The following is an 18,854-nucleotide window of genomic DNA, read 5'->3' on the forward strand; positions in this document are numbered from 1 at the left end:
TCCAGCCTTACCCTTTGTCTTTCCAACGGACCATCTGACGCATGACCCCGTGCAACATCTGCACATCCGCCCGCGTCATCCGCATCCGTGACCACAGATTGCGCAGATTGGTCTTCATGCTTTCGGCTTTTTCAGGGGGGTAAAAGAACCCCGCCTCTTCCAGCCGGTCTTCATAATGTTCGACCAGCTTTTCGACCTCGATGCCTGTGGCCCAGTCGCCTTTGCCCAGATCGGTTGCCTCATGCACGACGTCGCCTGTCTGGCGCATCCACTCATAGGCGGTCAGCAACACGCATTGTCCAAGGTTCAATGAGGCATACTCCGGATTCACCGGGACCGAGATGATGGCATTGGCCTTGGCGATATCCTCATTCTCAAGCCCAGCCCGTTCCGGGCCGAACAGCACGGCGACTTTTTCGCCCGCAGCGACCTTTTCGGCCGCGATCTGCATAGCGCGTTCGGGGCTGAAGACCGGCTTGGTCAACCCGCGCTGGCGGGCCGTAGTAGCAAAGACATAGGTACTGTCAGACAGCGCGCCAGCCAGATCGTCAAACAGCTGCGCCTCATCCAGCAGACGGCCCGCCCCACTGGACATGGCCACCGCCTTGGGGTTTGGCCAGCCATCACGTGGGGCCACGATCCGCATCCGGTCCAGCCCGAAATTCCACATCGCCCGCGCGGCGGCACCGATATTTTCACCCATCTGCGGGCGCACGAGCACAAATGAGGGCTGGGATTTGTCGCTGGGCATGGTTGTCTCCGAAAACTGCGCCTGCTGTAATCGTCGCGCCAACGCAGGGCAAGCCATTGGCGGCGCCAATTCTGCCTGAAACAGGCATAAAAGTTTGCTTCCGGCCCGCAATCCGCTAAACCGCGCAAAAGACTTAAAGCTAAGGACGCGCCGATGGACACCCCCGAGCAGCCGCAGATTTACCTGATCACCCCGCCGACCATCACGTTGAGCACGTTCCCCGACCAACTGGCCCGCGTTCTGGACAGCACCGAAATCGCCTGCATCCGTCTGGCCCTTGCGGGAAATGACGAGGATACGATTGCCCGTGCCGCTGATGCCTGCCGCGAGGTGGCACATACGCGGGACGTGGCGCTGGTGATTTCCAACCACGTCCTGTTGGCGCAGCGTCTGGGTCTGGATGGGGTGCATCTGGATGATGGCGCGCGCTCGGTCCGGTATGTGCGTAAGGAATTGGGTGCCGATGCCATTGTCGGCTGCTTCTGCGGCACCTCCAGCCATGACGGCATGTCGGCTGGTGAGGCCGGGGCGGATTATGTGGCCTTTGGCCCGGTTGGTACGTCCTCTTTGGGTGACGGAACCGTGGCCGAGCTCGATCTGTTCCAGTGGTGGTCCGAGATGATCGAAGTGCCGGTTGTGGCAGAAGGCGGCCTGACCCCCGAATTGATCCGTGACCTCAGCCCCTGCACCGATTTCTTTGGCATCGGGGATGAGATCTGGTCACAGGATGACCCATCCGCTGCACTGAACGACCTGATCACCGCCATGGGCTGAGCAGGATGTGAGCGTTAACCCTTGCACCCACGCCGGGGCTGCGGCATGACGTCGACATGACTCAGAACAGCGAAATTCTTTGTATCGGTTCTGTCCTGTGGGACGTGATCGGACGTTCTGCTAGCGCCATGCGGCAGGGGTCGGATGTTCCCGGCAGGATCACCCGCCTGCCCGGAGGCGTGGCAATGAACATTGCCATGACGCTGGTGCGCTTTGGCATGACGCCCACCCTGCTGACCGCCATTGGTCGCGATCCCGAAGGCGACGAGTTGGTCAATGCTTGCGCCCGGCTGGGGATGGTAACGGATCACATCTATCGCTCGCAGGACCTGCCGACCGACCGATATATGGCTGTCGAGGGCGCCAATGGATTGATTGCCGCGATTGCGGACGCCCATTCACTTGAGGCTGCAGGGGCAAAAATTCTGAAACCCCTGATGCAAGGCCCATTAGGCACAGAGACCATGCCATTTGATGGTCCTGTTGCTTTGGATGGCAACCTGACGCTGTCGCTTTTGGAAGAAATCGCGCAAAGCCCAGCCTTCGCCGGAGCCGACCTGCGCGTGGCACCGGCCTCACCCGGCAAGGCCGATCGCCTGCTGCCTTTCCTCAAACATGCCCGCGCGACGCTTTATGTGAACCTCGAAGAGGCTGGCATCCTGTGCCAGCGCGAATTCGCGGATTCGGCAAGCGCCGCCAAGGGGCTGCTGGATCGCGGCGCGCTGCGCGTGCTGGTGACTGATGGCGGCAGTTCGGCAACCGTTGCCAGCGCTGAGGAAATCTTGACCCAAAAACCCCCATCCGTTCTGGTCACCCGTGTGACCGGCGCGGGTGATACATTCATGGCGGCGCATATCGCATCCGAGGCCACCGGTGCCCCAAGCGATGAGGCCCTGTCACGTGCCTTGCATGCCGCCGCAACTTACGTTTCCGGAGAAACCCCACTGTGATCAACATTCAATATTCTGCCGAGGTCCGCGCCGCAAAAGACGCAGGCCAACCTATCGTTGCGCTGGAAAGCACGATCATCACCCACGGTATGCCCTACCCGCAGAACATCGAGGTTGCGGCACAGGTTGAACAAGACATTCGAGAGGCGGGCGCTGTGCCAGCGACCATGGCGGTGATCAATGGTACGCTTCACGTCGGTCTGGAAGCCGAAGAGTTGAAAGCACTGGGCCAAGCGCATGGGGTCGCCAAACTGTCCCGTGCCGATATGGCCGCCTGCATGGCAACCGGTGGCACCGGTGCAACAACGGTCGCCGCAACCATGATCGCCGCCCATCACGCCGGGATCGACGTTTTCGCCACCGGCGGTATTGGAGGCGTCCACCAAGGGGCTGAAACCTCGTTCGATATCTCTGCTGACCTGCACGAATTGGCCCATACCCCGGTCACGGTTGTTGCCGCAGGCGCCAAAGCCATCCTCGATCTGGCCAAGACGCTTGAGGTTCTGGAAACACTGGGCGTTCCGGTCATTGCCTATGGCCAGGACGAATTTCCGGCCTTCTGGTCGGCAAAATCCCCGCTGGCAGCCCCTCTGCGCATGGACAGTGCGGAAGACATCGCGCACGCACATGCGACCAGACGCGCGCTTGGCCTGCCCGGCGGCCAACTTGTCGCCAATCCGATCCCGGAGGCCGATCAGATCCCATCCGAGGAACTGGCCCCGATCATCGCCTCGGCACAGGCGGATGCAGATGCGCATCGGATCAGCGGTAAAGGGGTCACTCCCTACCTGTTGCAACGGATTTATGAGCAGACCGAAGGTCGTTCCCTGACCGCCAATATCGCATTGGTCCGCAACAATGCCCGCCTGGCAGCCGGGATCGCCCGCGCCCTGTCCGCCAAGGCGGATTAACATATAGCTATTGTACCAAGGCCAAGGACTGCTTAACTAAATTCGCAAGCCACTCAGGACCGTAATGAACACTCCTTTTGACGAAGAACCCAACCGACAGCCCGGCCTGTTCTCACGGCTGCGCGCGTCCTTTCTGACGGGCATCGTCGTTATTGCGCCGGTGTGGTTGACGATCTGGCTGATCTGGTCTGTTGTCGGCTGGATCGACAGTGCGGTTCTGCCGCTGGTTCCCCACCAATTCCAGCCTGAACAATATGTAGGCATCAACCTGCGCGGTGTAGGTGTCATCTTTTTTCTGGTGTTCACCGTCGTGGTTGGCTGGGTTGCCAAGGGCATCCTGGGCCGATCCTTTATCTCGTTCACCGAAAGCCTGGTGAACAGGATGCCGGTCATCCGGTCCATCTATTCAGGCATCAAGCAGATTTCCGAGACCGTCTTTGCCCAGACTGAACGGTCATTTGAAAAAGCCTGTCTGGTTCAATATCCGCGCCGTGGCATCTGGGCCATCGGGTTCGTCTCGACCACCGCCAAGGGAGAAGTCAACGAACGTGCAGAAGCGGGTGGCGATCTGTACAGCGTGTTCATTCCGACGACACCCAACCCGACATCGGGGTTCTTGCTGTTCTTTCCGATCGAGGACGTCATCCTTTTGGACATGTCGATCGAAGATGCCGCCAAGCTGGTGATTTCGGCCGGTCTTGTTTACCCGAACGACAAAGACCCGACCCAGCCACCAGAGTGACTATCCAAACATTTCCGGCAGATTGACCGTGCTGCGTGCACCCAAATCGGCCTTGTGATCTGTCAAAAACTGATCAGCTGCATTGCGGCCAGCTTCTTTGAGCTTATGCAGGACCACAGGGTTGGGCACTGTCTTGGTCGCGACCGAGAGGTCATTCATCAACGCGTCATCGGCAATCATGTGAACCAGAACACGGCTCATTTCGCCCGCTTTCAGCTTGCCATCCTCCAGCAAGCGCTGAACGAAGCTTATGGCCCTCAGTTCCCGAAACAGCGATGAGTTAAAGCCAATCTCATTGATCCGGTTCTGGATCTGCTGCGGCGTCTTGGGGATTTCTTCCCGTTCCAGAGGGTTGATGTTCACGATCACCACGTCCTCGGGCAGATCGGAATTGAACAAGGGATACAGAGCTGGATTACCGGTATATCCGCCATCCCAGTAAGCCTCGGTCCGGCCCGATTTTGGATCGAATATCTCGACCGCCTGAAACAGGGTTGGCAAACAGGCGGAAGCAAGGATGGCCTCAGTCGACAGCTCATTCCCTGTGAACACCCGTATCTTTCCGCTGCGCACGCATGTCGCGCAGACATACAGACGCGGACCTTCGGCAGCGCATATTTCATCGAAATCAAAGCGCTCAACCACGGGCTGCAAGGGGTTACGGTAGAACGGCCCATAGGCATAAGGCGAAACCAATCGCGACCAGGCGTCGCCTACAGCAAACGGCAGCGAATTTTCGATGGACTGTGCGATATGTGAGGGCTCAAACGCACGCATCCAGTTGGTCAGGTTCGTATCGTCGACGGCCCCCATACGAGCCCAGAGCGCATCAAGATTGGCGCGCGCGCCCTCCCGGCCGCCCCGTACCATGCCAGACTTATAGGCCGCACCGTTCAGTGCACCTGCCGATGTTCCGGTGATGGCCGCGACTTCGATATCATCTTCGTCCAGCAGACGATCCAGCACACCCCAAGTGAACGCTCCGTGCGCGCCGCCGCCCTGCAAAGCCAGATTGATACGTATCACTGCCCTACTCCCCAAGGCTCAGAGCGCGGTCCACCCGCCATCAACTGAAATCGTCGTGCCGGTGATCTGCGCCGCCGCATCCGAGCACAGAAAGATCGTCGTACCGCCCAGTTGTTCGACCGTAGCGAATTCTTTCGAAGGTTGCCGCTTTAGCAGGACATTCTTCACGACATCCTCACGGCTCATATCGTATTCTTTCATCGTATTGGGTATCTGCTCTTCGACCAGCGGCGTCAGCACATATCCCGGGCAAATCGCATTACAGGTAATCGGCTCTTGTGCGGTCTCGAGGGCTACGGTTTTGGTCATCCCGACAACACCGTGCTTGGCCGCGATATAGGCGGCTTTGAAAGGCGATGCCGTCAACCCATGGGCCGATGCAATATTCACCACCCGTCCCCAGCCCGCCTTGCGCATCATCGGCAACGCGGCGGCAGTGGTGTGAAAGGCCGAGTTCATGTTGATCGCAATGATCGCGTCCCATTTGTCGGTTGGAAACTGATCAATCGGCGCCACATGCTGAATGCCGGCATTGTTGACCAGGATATCGCAGGCTCCAGCCTTTTCGATCAGCGCCCGACACTCGTCACCCTTGGACATGTCCGCTTTGATATAGCGCGCGTTGGTTCCGGTTTCCTGCCCGATCTCTGCGGCCAGAGCATGATCTTCGTCGCGGTCAGTAAACGAATTCAGCACCACATCTGCCCCGGCCTTGGCCAGCTCGCGGGCGATGCCTAGCCCGATGCCTGAATTCGATCCTGTGATGATTGCTGTTTTGCCCGAAAGACTCATGGCTGTTCTCCGTCAGATTCCGTGTTGACGGCACAGTGCCATGCTGCACCTGCAAAGAAAACGGGGAAAGATTGGGGGCGCTGTATCAGCGAAAATCGCACAAAAAAAACGCCCGCACGAAGCGGGCGTTAAGTTATTGAGGCAGGTTTCATACAGGCAAGAAACCTATCGAGCAGTACGCCCTTTATAAGCAATTCTACGCCTTCGTCCAAGCTAAAAGTTTGATAATATGAAAAATCATGGCTACGGTGAATCCCAACAAAATAAGGCCAGAGCAGGATTGTTTCCAAAATGAGCCCCGATTTCCTTCGCCCCGTTCGCCCTATGATCGCGGGAATCGTTAGTGTTTTTGCCGTTGCAGCAGCCCATGCAGAATCGACCCATGGCATAGCTATGTATGGCGACCCTGCCCTACCACCGGATTTTGTGTCGCTACCCTATGTCAACGCTGATGCACCCAAAGGCGGCAAAGTCGTATTTGGAAATACCGGCGGCTATAACAGCCTTAACCCGTTTGTGCAAAAAGGCACGTCACCCTGGCAGTTGCGATTTTGGACCCATGAAAGCCTGATGGGGCGTTCCTGGGACGAGCCTTTCACTCTTTACGGGTTGTTAGCCGAATCAGTTGAGACGGCTCCAGACCGATCCTGGGTCGAATTTACCCTGCGAGAGAATGCCCGATTCTCGGATGGATCACCGGTCACTGTCGAGGATGTCATATGGTCATATGAGACTTTGGGAACCGAAGGGCATCTGAGATATCGCGGCCTTTGGGGAAAGATCGACAGTATCGAACAAACCGGACCGCGTTCCGTCCGCATCACGTTTAACGACCCCGACCGCGAGCTTGCGTTGATCGCCGGGATGCGCCCGATCCTTCAGAAGGCACAGTGGGAGGGTAAAGACTTTGCCGACGCGCCGCTGCAAGACATCCCCTTGGGGTCTGGACCATATGTCATCGACGGGTACGAAGCCGGACGGTATGTGAACCTGCGTCGCAATCCGGATTACTGGGGCGCTGACATTCCGTTTCGGCGCGGCACCATGAATCTGGATGAGATGCGGATCGAGTTCTACGGGGATGGCACAGTCGCATTCGAGGCCTTCAAAGCAGGCGAGCTCTCAGCCGTGCGCGAGTTTAACGCCGATAAGTGGAACAACCAGTATGACTTCCCCGCGGTACAGCGCGGCGATGTGCTGAAAACCGAAATCCCGCATCGCAAGCCTTCGGGCATGACCGGATTTGTCATGAATACGCGCAAGCCACCCTTCGATGATTGGCGCGTGCGCGAGGCTCTGACTCTGGCTTTCAATTTCGAATTCATCAACGACACCGTCACCGGAAGCGCGCAACCGCGGATAACCTCGTATTTCTCGGGCTCGGATCTGGCGATGCAACCCGGTACTGCCACCGGTCAGGTGGCTGAACTGCTGCAGCCGTACGCCGATACACTGTTGCCCGGTACGCTGGAAGGTTACGAGCTGCCGGTAGGTGACGGTTCGGAACGCAACAGGGCCAATCTGCGCAAGGCAACCAAGCTTCTGCAAGAGGCTGGCTGGACAGTTCAGGATGGCGTGTTGCGAAACGCAGATGGCGAAGCGTTCATCGTTGACATGGTCATCAGCCAGGGCAGCCTCAACGTTGTCCAGAATGTCGGAACGATCGCCGAAATCTATGCGCGTACGCTTGAACGGCTTGGCATCGAGCTTACAGTCGAAAAAATCGACGACGCACAATACACCTCTCGGATGGATGCGCATGATTTTGACATGACCCCATTTCGCCGGGCTCTTTCCCTGTCGCCGGGTAACGAACAACGCCTGTATTGGGGCAGTGAAAATGCTGACACGGCAGGAACACGTAACCTGATGGGGGTTCAGTCGCCAGCAGTGGACGGTTTGATCGATACGATGCTGGCCTCTGAAAGCCACGAAGATTTCGTGTCTGCGACCCGCGCGCTGGATCGCGTTCTAACCGCTGGCCGGTATGTCATCCCGATCTGGAGCTTTGACGTCGGCCGGATTGCACATGCGCGTGAGCTGAAACAGCCGGAAACCCTGCCCATATACGGTGACGGGCCGGAATACATGCCGCAGGTCTGGTGGTACGAGGAATAGCAGCGCCTCAAAAGAGGCGGCCCCGTCCTTTCCTAATTGCTAACTGTCCGTGCCAATCTCGTTCCAGAGGATCGCAACCGCGCAGATGTGATGCAATAAGACCCGTTCGGCGTTTGCTGTGTGGGTCTCATATCCTTCGGCGGATTCTGGCACAGACCCGCAGTACCACGACATGCAGGTAAATGCTGTGGGCATTCCGCTATAAATTGATGCGATCCCTAGTTTCAGACAAATTTGAAAAATTTCAACAAGGGGCTTTACGTAACGGGTTCGAAAGATATAGCCTGCGACTAGTACAAATGTATCCAATTTGAATTACGCCAAACATTACCGACACATAGCTGTGTTACAACATCAGGAACAGTATTTTCGGACCAGCCTCCACTCACTCAAAACTATTTGGTCCGTAGGCCCGTCTCAGATTTCCTGTGGCGGGCCTAACTGATTTAAACTTCGCACGCTCAAGGTGCGACATTTTGCCATAGCCCTACCTGCAAACACCATTCGTACCCTGAATTCAGGGCCGAGCAGATCTGTAGCCAGACAAACAGAAAGCCCAATTGATGTTTAAGTGGAACGATCTGACGCAAGATTGGAATGAAATGTACGCCCGTGCAAAACGGCGGTTTCCCAATTTGCGCGACCGAGACATGGATGCGGTCGGGCGCGACCGTGCGCAATTCGAGGCTTATCTGGCCGAACGCCATCATCTGACGGTGAACGAGGCACATGAAGAGCTTGAGGATTTCCTGTTCACCGAAGCGCTAACCCGTGAAGTCACCAAACATCTAGGTAAGTGACGTCACCCACAGGATCATCGCGTCTTCTTCACTGACCGAAACGACATTATGCCCCATGCTGCCGTCGTAATAGGCGCTGTCACCGCGGCGCATTTCGACGGGTTCGTAGAACTCAGTATACAGGCGAACGACACCCGTCAGCACGTACAGGAATTCTTCGCCATCGTGGCGGACCCACCCGTCAAACTCATCCATCGACCGGGCACGTACACGGGCGCGATAGGGCAGCATCTGCTTTTTCGTAAGCGTTTCAGCCAGCAATTCGTGCTCGTATGTTGTGGTTGCGTGGCTGGTACCTTGTCCCATCCGGGTCACGGCCATACGCCCGATCACCTGCTCGCGCTGTGGCGGCGTGAACAGCTGCGGAACAGAGATTTCCAGCCCGATCGCCAGTTTCTTCAGCGCATCGTATGTAGGCGACATCTGCCCGTTTTCGATTTTGCTGAGCGTTGAACGCGCCAATCCCGCCTGATTGGCCGCTTGTTCCAAAGTCCAGTTTCGCGCCTTGCGCAATTCACGCACACGGACGCCAAGGTCCAGCGGTTCAACCTCTGTATGCTCGCCCGAGTTTCGGGCAATTCGGATCAGAGATGTCTGCTCTTTGGTTCTCATGCGCCACTCTATAGGGCCAGCCTGTCCCGCTTGCAACGCAGCAGTTGCCGCGTTAGCCAGACGCCATGCTTTCCCTGTTCGATCAAGGCCCGCCCAAGGCCTGCCCCACCCCCTTCAATCTGGCCGCGCATGTGTTGCGTCAAGCAGATCGCAATGGCGACAAGATTGCCTTGTGCGTACTTGGCGCAACGTCGGCACAGAACTGGAGCTTTGCTGCGTTGAAACGCGCGATCCTTGCAACCGGTACAGGTCTGCTGCGGGCCGGTTTGAAACCGGGCGATCTGGTCTTGATGCGTTTGGGGAACACGGTTGATTTCCCAATAACCTATCTGGGTGCAATCGCGGTCGGCATTGTACCCGTGCCGACATCGTCACAGCTGACGCAGCCAGAAACGGCAAAGATCATCCAAGATCTGAAGCCCGCCGCCATATTGCGCGATCCCGATATCGCCAGCGCGGATCACCCGAACCAAATATCTTTGAGCCAACTGCGCGAGATGCGCGATCTACCTCTGTCCGAGTTTCGGATGGGCGACCCCGAAGACATGGCTTATGTGGTCTATACGTCTGGCACCTCGGGCAAGCCACGGGCCGTTGCACATGCCCATCGTGCAATTTGGGCGCGGCAGATGATGGTGGATGGGTGGTACGGCCTGCAGGAAACGGATCGATTGTGCCATGCAGGTGCGTTCAACTGGACCTATACGTTGGGGACAGGACTGATGGATCCCTGGACCATTGGCGCGACAGCGCTGATACCGGAACCCGGCACCGATCTGTCGAACCTACCCGATATGCTGCGCAATCACCGTGCCACGATATTTGCTGCAGCTCCTGGCGTGTTTCGGAAAATTTTGAACGAAGCAAACGATCTGCACCTTCCCGATCTGAGGCACGGTCTTTGCGCTGGCGAAAAACTCTCACGGCATCTGCACCAGAAATGGACACGGATCACCGGGCACGAGTTGTATGAAGCTTTTGGAATGTCCGAATGCTCGACCTTCATCTCTTCAAGCCCAGCCTATCCGGCACGTGGCGATGCACTGGGGCAACCACAACCCGGGCGACGTGTGGCAATTTTGGGTCCAGACGGGCCGGTTCCACAGGGGAAAGAAGGGACCATCGCCATCCACCGATCAGACCCCGGCCTAATGCTGACCTATCTCAACGCGCCGGACGAAGCGCTGGCCAGGATGCAGGGCGAGTGGTTTCTGACCGGCGATCAGGGTGCAATGGCAGTTGATGGTCAGATCACCTATCTTGGCCGAGACGATGATATGATGAATGCAGGCGGCTACCGGGTCTCACCGATCGAGGTCGAGGCCACATTGTCCCGATATCCCGGCATCTCGCAGGTCGGCGCGGCCGCCGTTGAGGTCAAGCAGGACAGTTTTGTCATAGTGGCATTCTATACCGGGCCGGAAAAGCTGGACGAGGACGCCCTGCGCGCCTATGTCGAGACAAATCTGGCGCGCTATAAGCAACCGCGCGCCTTTATCCATCTGCCTCAGCTGCCAACAGGCGGCAATGGCAAACTTTTGCGCCGGGCGCTGCCGGCCTATTTCAAGGCGACCAATACATGACCCAGACCGTCAAGCTCGACATCATGTCTGACCCGATCTGCCCCTGGTGCTATATTGGCAAGACTCATCTGGACAAAGCGTTGGCTGCAACTCCGGATCATCCATTCATCATTGAATGGCACCCCTTTCAGCTGAACCCCGATATGCCGGTCGAAGGCATGGATCGGCGCGAATACTTGGAGCGCAAATTCGGCGGAAAAGACGGAGCCATCCGTGCGTATGCCCCGGTGGTCGAGCATGCCGAAAACGCAGGGTTGGGCATCGACTTTGAGGGGATGAAGCGCACCCCGAACACGCTGGACGCTCATCGGCTGATCCACTGGGCCGGGATCGAAAACAAGCAGAACGCTATAGTTGATGCCCTGTTTCAGGCCTATTTTGTACAGGGTCGCGATATCGGTGACCACGAGGTTCTGGCGGATATTGCCGACAGTCAGGGGATGGACGCCGCCGTCGTCATGAAGCTGCTGAAATCCGACGCCGACCGCACCGACATCAGCAACCGCGACGCGCATTCCCGGCAGATGGGTGTGACGTCGGTACCGACTTTTATCGTTGCCAACCAACATGCTGTCCCCGGCGCGCAACCACCGGAAATGTGGGAACGCGTGATCGGTGAAATCATGTCTCAAATCGAGGCTTCCCCTGCAAAATAGCACAGCCTCCTGTGCATTCTGATCACTGGCCGTGCCCAATCCGCTGTGATAGCGCGAACGGGTCAGGAGAGCCCCATGAGTAATCGCATGCCGCGCGGAGAATTTGTCGCTTTGATCGCAATGATGTTTGCGACAATCGCGTTTTCTATCGACTCGATGCTGCCCGCCCTGCCGCAGATCAGCGCGCAACTCAGCCCAGGTGATGCAAACAAGGCGCAGTTGATCCTGACCTCATTTGTGCTGGGCATGGGGATCGGCACCTTTTTCACCGGCCCTCTGTCGGATGCATTCGGGCGCAAGCCGGTAATTTACGTCGGCTCTGCGCTGTATATCCTGTCTGCCGCAGTTGCCTGGGCCACCTCCTCGCTTGAGATGCTGTTGATTGCGCGCATCTTTCAAGGCATTGGCAGCGCGGCCCCACGCGTGGTGGCCATGGCCATTATCCGTGACCTTTATTCCGGCCGCGAGATGGCCCGCATCGTCTCGATTGCCATGATGATCTTTACGCTGGTTCCCGCCATCGCGCCCATGATGGGTGCCGGGGTGATCGCTCTGGCCGGGTGGCGTGGCATCTTCGCTTCGTTCATGTTGTTCTCTTTGATCACCATCACTTGGATGGGCCTACGTCTGAGCGAACCTCTGGCACCCGAAAATCGCCGTCCCCTGCGCCTGCCGCTTATGATTGATGCCGCGCGGCAGATGTTTACACACCCGACTGTGCGGGTTTCGATCATGGTGCAAACGCTTTGCCTTGGGATGCTGTTCACCATGCTGACGATGGTACAACCTGTTTATGACATCATCTACGACAGAGCAGACAGTTTCCCATTCTGGTTTGGTTTCGTTGCTCTGATGGCTGGCTCGGCCAGTTTATTGAACGCGACTTTGGTCATCCGATTGGGGATGCGCCGGATTGTAACCTGGACTTTGGGCGCACAGATCGTCTTTACATGTTTTGTCATGTTAATGAATGGTCTGGACCTTTCTGATGGCGCCTCATTTGCGCTTTTCGTCAGTTGGCAGACTGCCGTGTTCTTCATGGCCGGTATGACGATGGGCAACCTGAATGCCATCGCGATGGAGCCGATGGGCCATATTGCGGGCATGGCAGCGTCAGTCATAGGCGCGGTATCAACCGTTCTGGCCGCTGCAGTGGCAGCCCCCTTGGGACAGTTGTTTGACGGATCGATCCTTCCCTTGGCAATAGGTGTCCTGACCATGTGCACGATGGGGTTCGGCCTGATGCTGTATATGGGCCGGATAGAAGACAGATTGCCCGCCTGATCTGTGCAGAGCGCGTGAAACACGTTATCCTCCCCTTGTTTCGAGGGGAGATTTTCAATGAGCGACTACTACGATCTGGGCACCCATTCCTGTCCGGTAAGCACCTCTTCGCCCGATGCGCAACTGTGGTTCGACCGGGGGCTGGTCTGGACCTATGGCTATAACCACGAAGAGGCCGTCGTCTGTTTTCAGCGCGCGCTAGAGCATGACCCGAACTGCGCCATGGCCCATTGGGGCGTCGCCTATGCGGCGGGGCCGAATTACAACATGCCCTGGGACCTGCACGATGACGCGGGCCGGCAAAAGGCGCTGGCGCTGGCCTATGATGCGACGCAGCTGGCCATGTCTCTTGCGGGCGAATGTACGCCGGTTGAACAAGCGCTGATCCGCGCGCTTCCCGCCCGCTATCCCCAGCGCGAAGCCATTGACGACATGCACAACTGGGATCACGATTTTGCCGATGCCATGCGCGCAGCGTTTGCATCGCAGCCCGCTCATCTGGACCTGCGCACGATCTATGTCGAAGCGCTTTTGAATCTCACCCCCTGGCAAATGTGGGACCTGCAGTCAGGCCAACCCGCAAAGGGGGCCGCCACTGTCGAAGCGCAACAAGCGCTGGAAGCGGCGATGGCGAATGACCCGGCAGCGATGACCCACCCCGGTCTGCTGCACTTGTATGTTCACCTGATGGAAATGTCGCCCACCCCGGAAAAGGCGCTGAAGGCCGGGGACATCCTGCGGACGCTGGTGCCCGATGCGGGGCATCTGGTGCATATGCCAACCCATATCGACGTGCTGTGCGGCCACTACCAGAACGTCGTCCACTGGAACCAAAAAGCCGTTGAGGCCGACCTGAAATATTACGAACGCGAAGGCGCGTTCAACATCTACACCGGCTACCGCCAGCACAATTATCACTTTGTCATATATGGCGCCCTATTTCTGGGACAGATGGAACCTGCTCTGCGGGCCAATCAGGGATTGTGGGACACCACCCCCGAAGACATGCTGCGCATAGAAAGCCCCCCCATGGCGGATTTCTTCGAAAGTTACATGTCAATGGGGCCGCATATCCTCATCCGGTTTGGCCGTTGGGAAGAGGCAATGGCGCTTGAGCTGCCCTCGGACCCCGATCTGTACTGCACTCTCACGGCAACCACGCATTATGCCCGGGCCATTGCTTTTGCTGCCACTGGGCAGGTCAGCGAAGCCGAAGCCGAAGAGCAGTTGTTCCTCGCTGCCAAGGCCCGCGTGCCAGAATCGCGATTGCTGCACAATAACCGCGTGATCGACCTGCTGGACATTGCCCGCGAAATGCTGCGTGGCGAAATCGAGTATCGCATGGAAAACTACGATGCGGCCTACGCCCATCTGCGCCGCTCGGTCGAACTGGACGACACATTGCCCTATGACGAGCCATGGGGATGGATGCAGCCCACTCGTCACGCGTTGGGTGCATTGCTGTTCGAACAAGGGCATACCGCCGAAGCCGAGGCCATATACCGCGAGGATTTGGGGGTGGGCGATACGCTCAGCCGAGCCTCTGTCCATCCTGACAATGTCTGGAGCCTCAAGGGCCTGCATGACTGCCTGAAGGCGCGCGGTGAGACGGTTGAGATCGTGCAGATCAAACAACGGCTCGATCTGGCTCTGGCCCGTGCGGACCGGGCTGTTGGGGCGTCCTGTTTCTGTGCCCAAGCCGCCATGAGGGCCGCCGAATGAGATACGCCCTGCTATTCGCTTTGCTCTGCAGCCCGGCGCTGGCGGATCGACAGTCCTTTCCGCCCATCGACGAGGCCGAGCGGGATGCCACCCTCGTCTCGTTCCGGGCAAACCTGCTGAACATGGTAGCCGAGCGCGACATCGAAGGCGTGCTGTCTGTTGCCTGCCCGGATATTTACCTTAGCCACGGCGGCAATGGCGGCCCGGACGAGCTGCGCGAGTATCTTACTCCCGGACCGGCAACGTCAGAGCAAGATGATGATGACAGCGAAAAGGTTGTTGAAACCTTTTGGTCCGATCTGGAAAACACCCTGACACAGCCTGGCTATTTCAACGAAGACGGCGAGTTCTGGATGCCCCACCAATGGCAGCTCACCCTACCCGCTTCGCTGGATCCGGCGTTGGCCTATTTTGTGACCGCTCAGGATGTAACTCTGCGCAACGCACCAAACCGAGGCGCGGCGATACTGGACCTCATCAGCTATGAGGTCGTCATCATCCGCGACTTCTCCCCCATCGCGCAGTACCAGAGGGTTCTGCTGACAGACGGCGGCCAGGGCTATATGCATAGCGATTTCCTGTGGCCCATGACCGGGTTCCGGGCTGCATTGGCGCAATCCGACGCGGGCGACTGGCAGTTGTGCACCTTTGTCAGCGGTGACTAGGCTTTGGCCTTTTTCTTTTCGGCCACAAGTTTTTCCGCCAGATCGCGGGCGATGGCAAAGGCCCCCTTGATCTTGTCGCTGTCCTTCTTCCAATCGCGGTGCACGACGATCTTGTTATCCTTGACCTTGGCCAACCCGCGCTGGTTCTGGATGAACTCGACCAGCCCCTGAGGCGAGGCAAATTTGTCGTTGTGAAACTGGATCGTCGCGCCTTTGGGCCCGCCATCTAGCTTGGCAATCCCTGCCCGTTTGCACATCGCCTTGATGCGCACGACCAGCATCAGGGTGTTGACCTCTTTCGGCAGCGTGCCAAAGCGGTCTATTAATTCAGCCGCGAAGCCTTCCAATTCCACCTTGGTCGACAGCGACGACAAACGGCGATACAGGCCTAGGCGGACATCCAGATCGGGCACATAATCCTCTGGGATCAGGACAGGGACGCCAAGATTGATCTGCGGCGCCCATTGGTCATCTGCATCCGACAGGCCTTCCATCTCACCGGCTTTGATCTTGGCAATCGCCTCTTCCAGCATCGACTGGTAGAGTTCATAGCCCACATCGCGCATTTGGCCCGACTGTTCCTCTCCCAACAGGTTACCCGCCCCTCGAATATCAAGGTCCTGAGACGCCAACGTGAACCCCGCCCCCAGCGTGTCGAGCGAGCCCAGAACGCGCAGGCGTTTTTCGGCCGTGGCAGTCAGACGGGTGCGCGGTTTTGTGGTCAGATAGGCATAGGCGCGGGTTTTCGACCGCCCGACCCTGCCGCGGATCTGATAGAGCTGCGCCAGCCCGAACATATCGGCCCGGTGCACAACCATCGTATTTGCAGTCGGGATATCCAGCCCGCTTTCCACAATCGTGGTGGCCAGCAAAACATCGTATTTGCCGTCGTAGAACGCATTCATCCGATCGTCGAGTTCCCCCGCGGCCATCTGCCCATGCGCCACCATATAAGTCAGCTCGGGCAGTTGCTCTTTCAGGAATTCCTCTATCTCGGGTAGGTCTGAGATGCGCGGGACGACATAGAAACTCTGCCCGCCACGGTAATGTTCACGCAGCAGGGCTTCGCGGATCGTGACCGCGTCGAACTCACTGACATAGGTGCGGATCGCCAGCCGGTCGATGGGAGGTGTGCCGATGATCGACAGGTCACGCACGCCGGTCAGGGACAGTTGCAGCGTTCGTGGAATCGGCGTCGCGGTCAGGGTCAGGACATGGATATCGCTACGCAGCTGTTTCAGACGCTCCTTGTGGCCAACACCGAAATGCTGTTCTTCGTCGATGATCAGCAGACCCAGATTGTTGAACCGTATCGCTTTTGCCAGCAAGGCATGGGTGCCGATTACAATATCCACTGTGCCGCGCGCCAACCCATCACGGGTCTGTTGCGCCTCTTTGGCCGAGATGAAGCGGGACAGCTGCCGCACCTCAAGCGGGAAGCCCCGGAAGCGATCCTTGAAGCTGGCCGCGTGCTGACGCGCCAACAGCGTTGTCGGTGCGATCACCGCCACTTGCACGCCCGACATTGCGGCAACAAAAGCGGCACGCATTGCGACCTCGGTCTTGCCAAAGCCCACGTCGCCACAAATCAGACGATCCATCGGCGCGCCGGAATGCATGTCTTCCATGACCTCACCGATTGCGCGCAGCTGATCGTCAGTTTCCTGATAGGGAAAGCGCGCACTGAACTCCTCCCACGCGTGCGGAGGCGGGTCCATGATCGGGGCCTTGCGCAAGGCCCGTTCGGCAGCGATGCGGATCAGCTTATCCGCCATCTCGCGGATACGTTCTTTCAGCTTGGCCTTCTTGGCCTGCCACGCGCCGCCACCCAATCGGTCCAGCAGACCCTCATCATGACCGTATCGCGACAGCAGTTCGATATTTTCGACTGGCAGGTACAGTTTGGATTGTTCTGCGTATTCCAGCAGCAGACATTCATGGGCGGCACCGGCCGCCGTCACGACTTCCATCCCCAGATAACGCCCGATGCCATGATCCACATGGACAACCAAATCACCCGGGCTAAGGGATTGAGTTTCGGTCAGGAAATTCTCGGCCTTGCGGCGCTTTTTGGGCTGCCGGATCAGCCGGTCGCCCAACACATCCTGTTCGGCGATCACGGTCAGGTCGGGCGTTTCGAACCCGTGCTCCAGCGCCCAGACGGCCAGATGCAGCCCGCTTTTGCCGATGCGCGTACCGTCGGGCACGGGGATCGCCTCGGCAAGGCCTTCATCCTCGATCAGCCCAGTCAGACGTTCGCGGGCCCCTTCGGAATAAGAGGCAATCAGAACCGGCCCCTTGGCCATTTTGTCGGCGATATGGCTGGCCAGTGCTCCGAACAAGCTGATGCTTTCCTGCTGGCGTTCCGGGGCAAAGTTGCGCCCGATCCGACCACCAGCATCGATCACCCCGGGCCCAAGGGCCTGAGGCAATGCATTGAATTGCAGAACGCGCCTATCGCCGACAGCTTGTTCCCAAGCAGTGTCATCCAGATAAAGCAGGCCCGGTGGTGTCGGTTTATACACCGTGTCCATGCGCGACCGGTTCTCAAGCGCGAGCCGCCGCGTTTCGTATTGATCCGCAATGGTTTCCCAACGTGCCAAACGAGCAGGCGTGACCTGATCATCCAGCGAGATTGTGGCACCAGGCAGATAATCAAACAGCGTTTCAAGCTTTTCGTGAAAGAACGGCAACCAATGCTCGATGCCTTGATGCTTGCGGCCTGCGCTGACGGCCTCGTACAGGGGATCATCGGTGCCCGCCGCCCCAAACTCGATGCGATAATTCTGCCGAAACCGGGTGATGGCGGCGTCATCTAGAATGACCTCGGACACTGGCGCCAGCTCCACAACAGCCAGCTTTTCGGTCGTACGTTGCGACACCGGATCAAACCGACGTGCTCCATCCAGAACATCCCCGAACAGGTCCAGCCGCACCGGCCCGGATTCGCCGGGCGGGAAAATGTCGATGATGCCCCCTCGAACGGCATAGTCGCCGGGCTCCATCACCGTGGGGCTTTGCGTGAAGCCCATGCGCACGAGGAAATTCCGCAACGCGGTTTCATCAATGCGGTGATCGACACGGGCGGTAAACGCCGCCTCTCGCAGCACTGCACGGGCGGGCACGCGTTGGGTTGCGGCGTTCAGAGTTGTCAACAGCACGTATTGCTGCGGCATCTGGTGCACAAGTGCGGCAAGGGTGGCCACACGCGCTGCCGAGATATCCGCATTGGGCGATACCCGATCATATGGCAGACAATCCCAACCTGGGAACACATATACCGGCATGTCAGGCGCAAAAAAGGCAAGCGCCGCGCGCATCGCCTCTAGCCGTTTGTCATCACGCGCAACATGGCACACCGGCCCGCCCGAGCGCGCCAGCTCATTCAGGACAAGCTGTGCGTCAAACCCTTCGGGGGCGCCGCCAACGATTACTTGGTTCGGACCCGTCATCGCCAAGCCTTTCTGA

The 18,854-nt window shown here is 58.1% G+C and carries 17 protein-coding genes; 11 read left to right on the forward strand and 6 right to left on the reverse strand.

Going from position 1 to position 18,854, the window contains the following annotated elements; translation table 11 throughout:
• Positions 1-7 precede the first annotated feature (7 nt).
• Positions 8-751, reverse strand: a complete 744-nt coding sequence (locus AC2FH2_RS02715) for an RNA methyltransferase (RefSeq protein WP_281972025.1) — start codon at positions 749-751, stop codon at positions 8-10.
• Positions 752-904: 153 nt separating this feature from the next.
• Between AC2FH2_RS02715 and AC2FH2_RS02720 the strand changes: the two genes are divergently transcribed.
• From AC2FH2_RS02720 to AC2FH2_RS02735, 4 genes are all read left to right on the forward strand, one after another.
• Positions 905-1,525, forward strand: a complete 621-nt coding sequence (locus tag AC2FH2_RS02720) for a thiamine phosphate synthase (protein ID WP_496822782.1) — start codon at positions 905-907, stop codon at positions 1,523-1,525.
• 56 nt (positions 1,526-1,581) lie between these two features.
• The gene (locus AC2FH2_RS02725; RefSeq protein ID WP_281972023.1) at positions 1,582-2,475 is read left to right on the forward strand and encodes a PfkB family carbohydrate kinase; all 894 of its coding nucleotides are present in this window, start codon (positions 1,582-1,584) and stop codon (positions 2,473-2,475) included.
• Positions 2,472-3,386 (forward strand): pseudouridine-5'-phosphate glycosidase, encoded by a 915-nt coding sequence (locus tag AC2FH2_RS02730; protein ID WP_496822784.1) that lies wholly within the window; start codon positions 2,472-2,474, stop codon positions 3,384-3,386. Before AC2FH2_RS02725 ends, AC2FH2_RS02730 begins: the two co-directional genes overlap by 4 nt.
• Before the next feature lie 64 nt (positions 3,387-3,450).
• A complete protein-coding gene (locus AC2FH2_RS02735; RefSeq protein WP_142633557.1) occupies positions 3,451-4,128 on the forward strand; it encodes a DUF502 domain-containing protein in 678 nt (225 codons plus the stop codon).
• On the opposite strand, the gene AC2FH2_RS02740 is transcribed toward AC2FH2_RS02735, so the two are convergent.
• Both AC2FH2_RS02740 and AC2FH2_RS02745 read right to left on the reverse strand, forming a co-directional pair.
• Positions 4,129-5,154, reverse strand: coding sequence for a patatin-like phospholipase family protein (locus tag AC2FH2_RS02740; RefSeq protein ID WP_281972022.1), 1,026 nt, complete (start codon positions 5,152-5,154; stop codon positions 4,129-4,131).
• An 18-nt stretch (positions 5,155-5,172) separates the two neighbouring features.
• A complete protein-coding gene (locus tag AC2FH2_RS02745) occupies positions 5,173-5,946 on the reverse strand; it encodes a 3-hydroxybutyrate dehydrogenase (protein WP_142633555.1) in 774 nt (257 codons plus the stop codon).
• A 291-nt stretch (positions 5,947-6,237) separates the two neighbouring features.
• On the opposite strand from AC2FH2_RS02745, the gene AC2FH2_RS02750 reads away from it, so the two are divergent.
• Positions 6,238-8,064 carry an extracellular solute-binding protein gene (locus AC2FH2_RS02750; protein WP_281972021.1) on the forward strand — a complete coding sequence of 609 codons (1,827 nt, stop codon included), beginning with the start codon at positions 6,238-6,240 and terminating at the stop codon, positions 8,062-8,064.
• Positions 8,065-8,103: 39 nt separating this feature from the next.
• On the opposite strand, the gene AC2FH2_RS02755 is transcribed toward AC2FH2_RS02750, so the two are convergent.
• The gene (locus tag AC2FH2_RS02755) at positions 8,104-8,259 is read right to left on the reverse strand and encodes a hypothetical protein (protein ID WP_496822785.1); all 156 of its coding nucleotides are present in this window, start codon (positions 8,257-8,259) and stop codon (positions 8,104-8,106) included.
• 368 nt (positions 8,260-8,627) lie between these two features.
• Between AC2FH2_RS02755 and AC2FH2_RS02760 the strand changes: the two genes are divergently transcribed.
• The gene (locus AC2FH2_RS02760; RefSeq protein WP_142633552.1) at positions 8,628-8,864 is read left to right on the forward strand and encodes a hypothetical protein; all 237 of its coding nucleotides are present in this window, start codon (positions 8,628-8,630) and stop codon (positions 8,862-8,864) included.
• Here AC2FH2_RS02760 and AC2FH2_RS02765 read toward each other — a convergent pair.
• Positions 8,853-9,476 carry a helix-turn-helix domain-containing protein gene (locus AC2FH2_RS02765; RefSeq protein ID WP_142633550.1) on the reverse strand — a complete coding sequence of 208 codons (624 nt, stop codon included), beginning with the start codon at positions 9,474-9,476 and terminating at the stop codon, positions 8,853-8,855. The two genes, AC2FH2_RS02760 and AC2FH2_RS02765, sit on opposite strands and share 12 nt — an antisense overlap.
• Positions 9,477-9,541: 65 nt before the next feature.
• On the opposite strand from AC2FH2_RS02765, the gene AC2FH2_RS02770 reads away from it, so the two are divergent.
• The 5 genes from AC2FH2_RS02770 (at position 9,542) to AC2FH2_RS02790 (ending at position 15,386) form a co-directional block, all read left to right on the forward strand.
• Positions 9,542-11,059 carry a class I adenylate-forming enzyme family protein gene (locus AC2FH2_RS02770; protein WP_496822786.1) on the forward strand — a complete coding sequence of 506 codons (1,518 nt, stop codon included), beginning with the start codon at positions 9,542-9,544 and terminating at the stop codon, positions 11,057-11,059.
• Positions 11,056-11,715 (forward strand): DsbA family oxidoreductase, encoded by a 660-nt coding sequence (locus AC2FH2_RS02775; RefSeq protein ID WP_142633547.1) that lies wholly within the window; start codon positions 11,056-11,058, stop codon positions 11,713-11,715. Before AC2FH2_RS02770 ends, AC2FH2_RS02775 begins: the two co-directional genes overlap by 4 nt.
• A 75-nt stretch (positions 11,716-11,790) precedes the next feature.
• Positions 11,791-12,999, forward strand: coding sequence for a multidrug effflux MFS transporter (locus AC2FH2_RS02780; RefSeq protein WP_496693464.1), 1,209 nt, complete (start codon positions 11,791-11,793; stop codon positions 12,997-12,999).
• A gap of 57 nt (positions 13,000-13,056) precedes the next feature.
• Positions 13,057-14,721 (forward strand): hypothetical protein, encoded by a 1,665-nt coding sequence (locus tag AC2FH2_RS02785; RefSeq protein ID WP_496822788.1) that lies wholly within the window; start codon positions 13,057-13,059, stop codon positions 14,719-14,721.
• Entirely contained in the window at positions 14,718-15,386 is a 669-nt protein-coding gene (locus tag AC2FH2_RS02790; RefSeq protein WP_496675835.1) for an SH3 domain-containing protein, read from the forward strand. Before AC2FH2_RS02785 ends, AC2FH2_RS02790 begins: the two co-directional genes overlap by 4 nt.
• On the opposite strand, the gene mfd is transcribed toward AC2FH2_RS02790, so the two are convergent.
• Positions 15,383-18,838 (reverse strand): transcription-repair coupling factor, encoded by a 3,456-nt coding sequence (mfd, locus tag AC2FH2_RS02795; protein WP_496822789.1) that lies wholly within the window; start codon positions 18,836-18,838, stop codon positions 15,383-15,385. The two genes, AC2FH2_RS02790 and mfd, sit on opposite strands and share 4 nt — an antisense overlap.
• Between the last annotated feature and the right edge of the window lie 16 nt (positions 18,839-18,854).

It is taken from the genome of Ruegeria sp. YTSA105 (assembly GCF_059610225.1).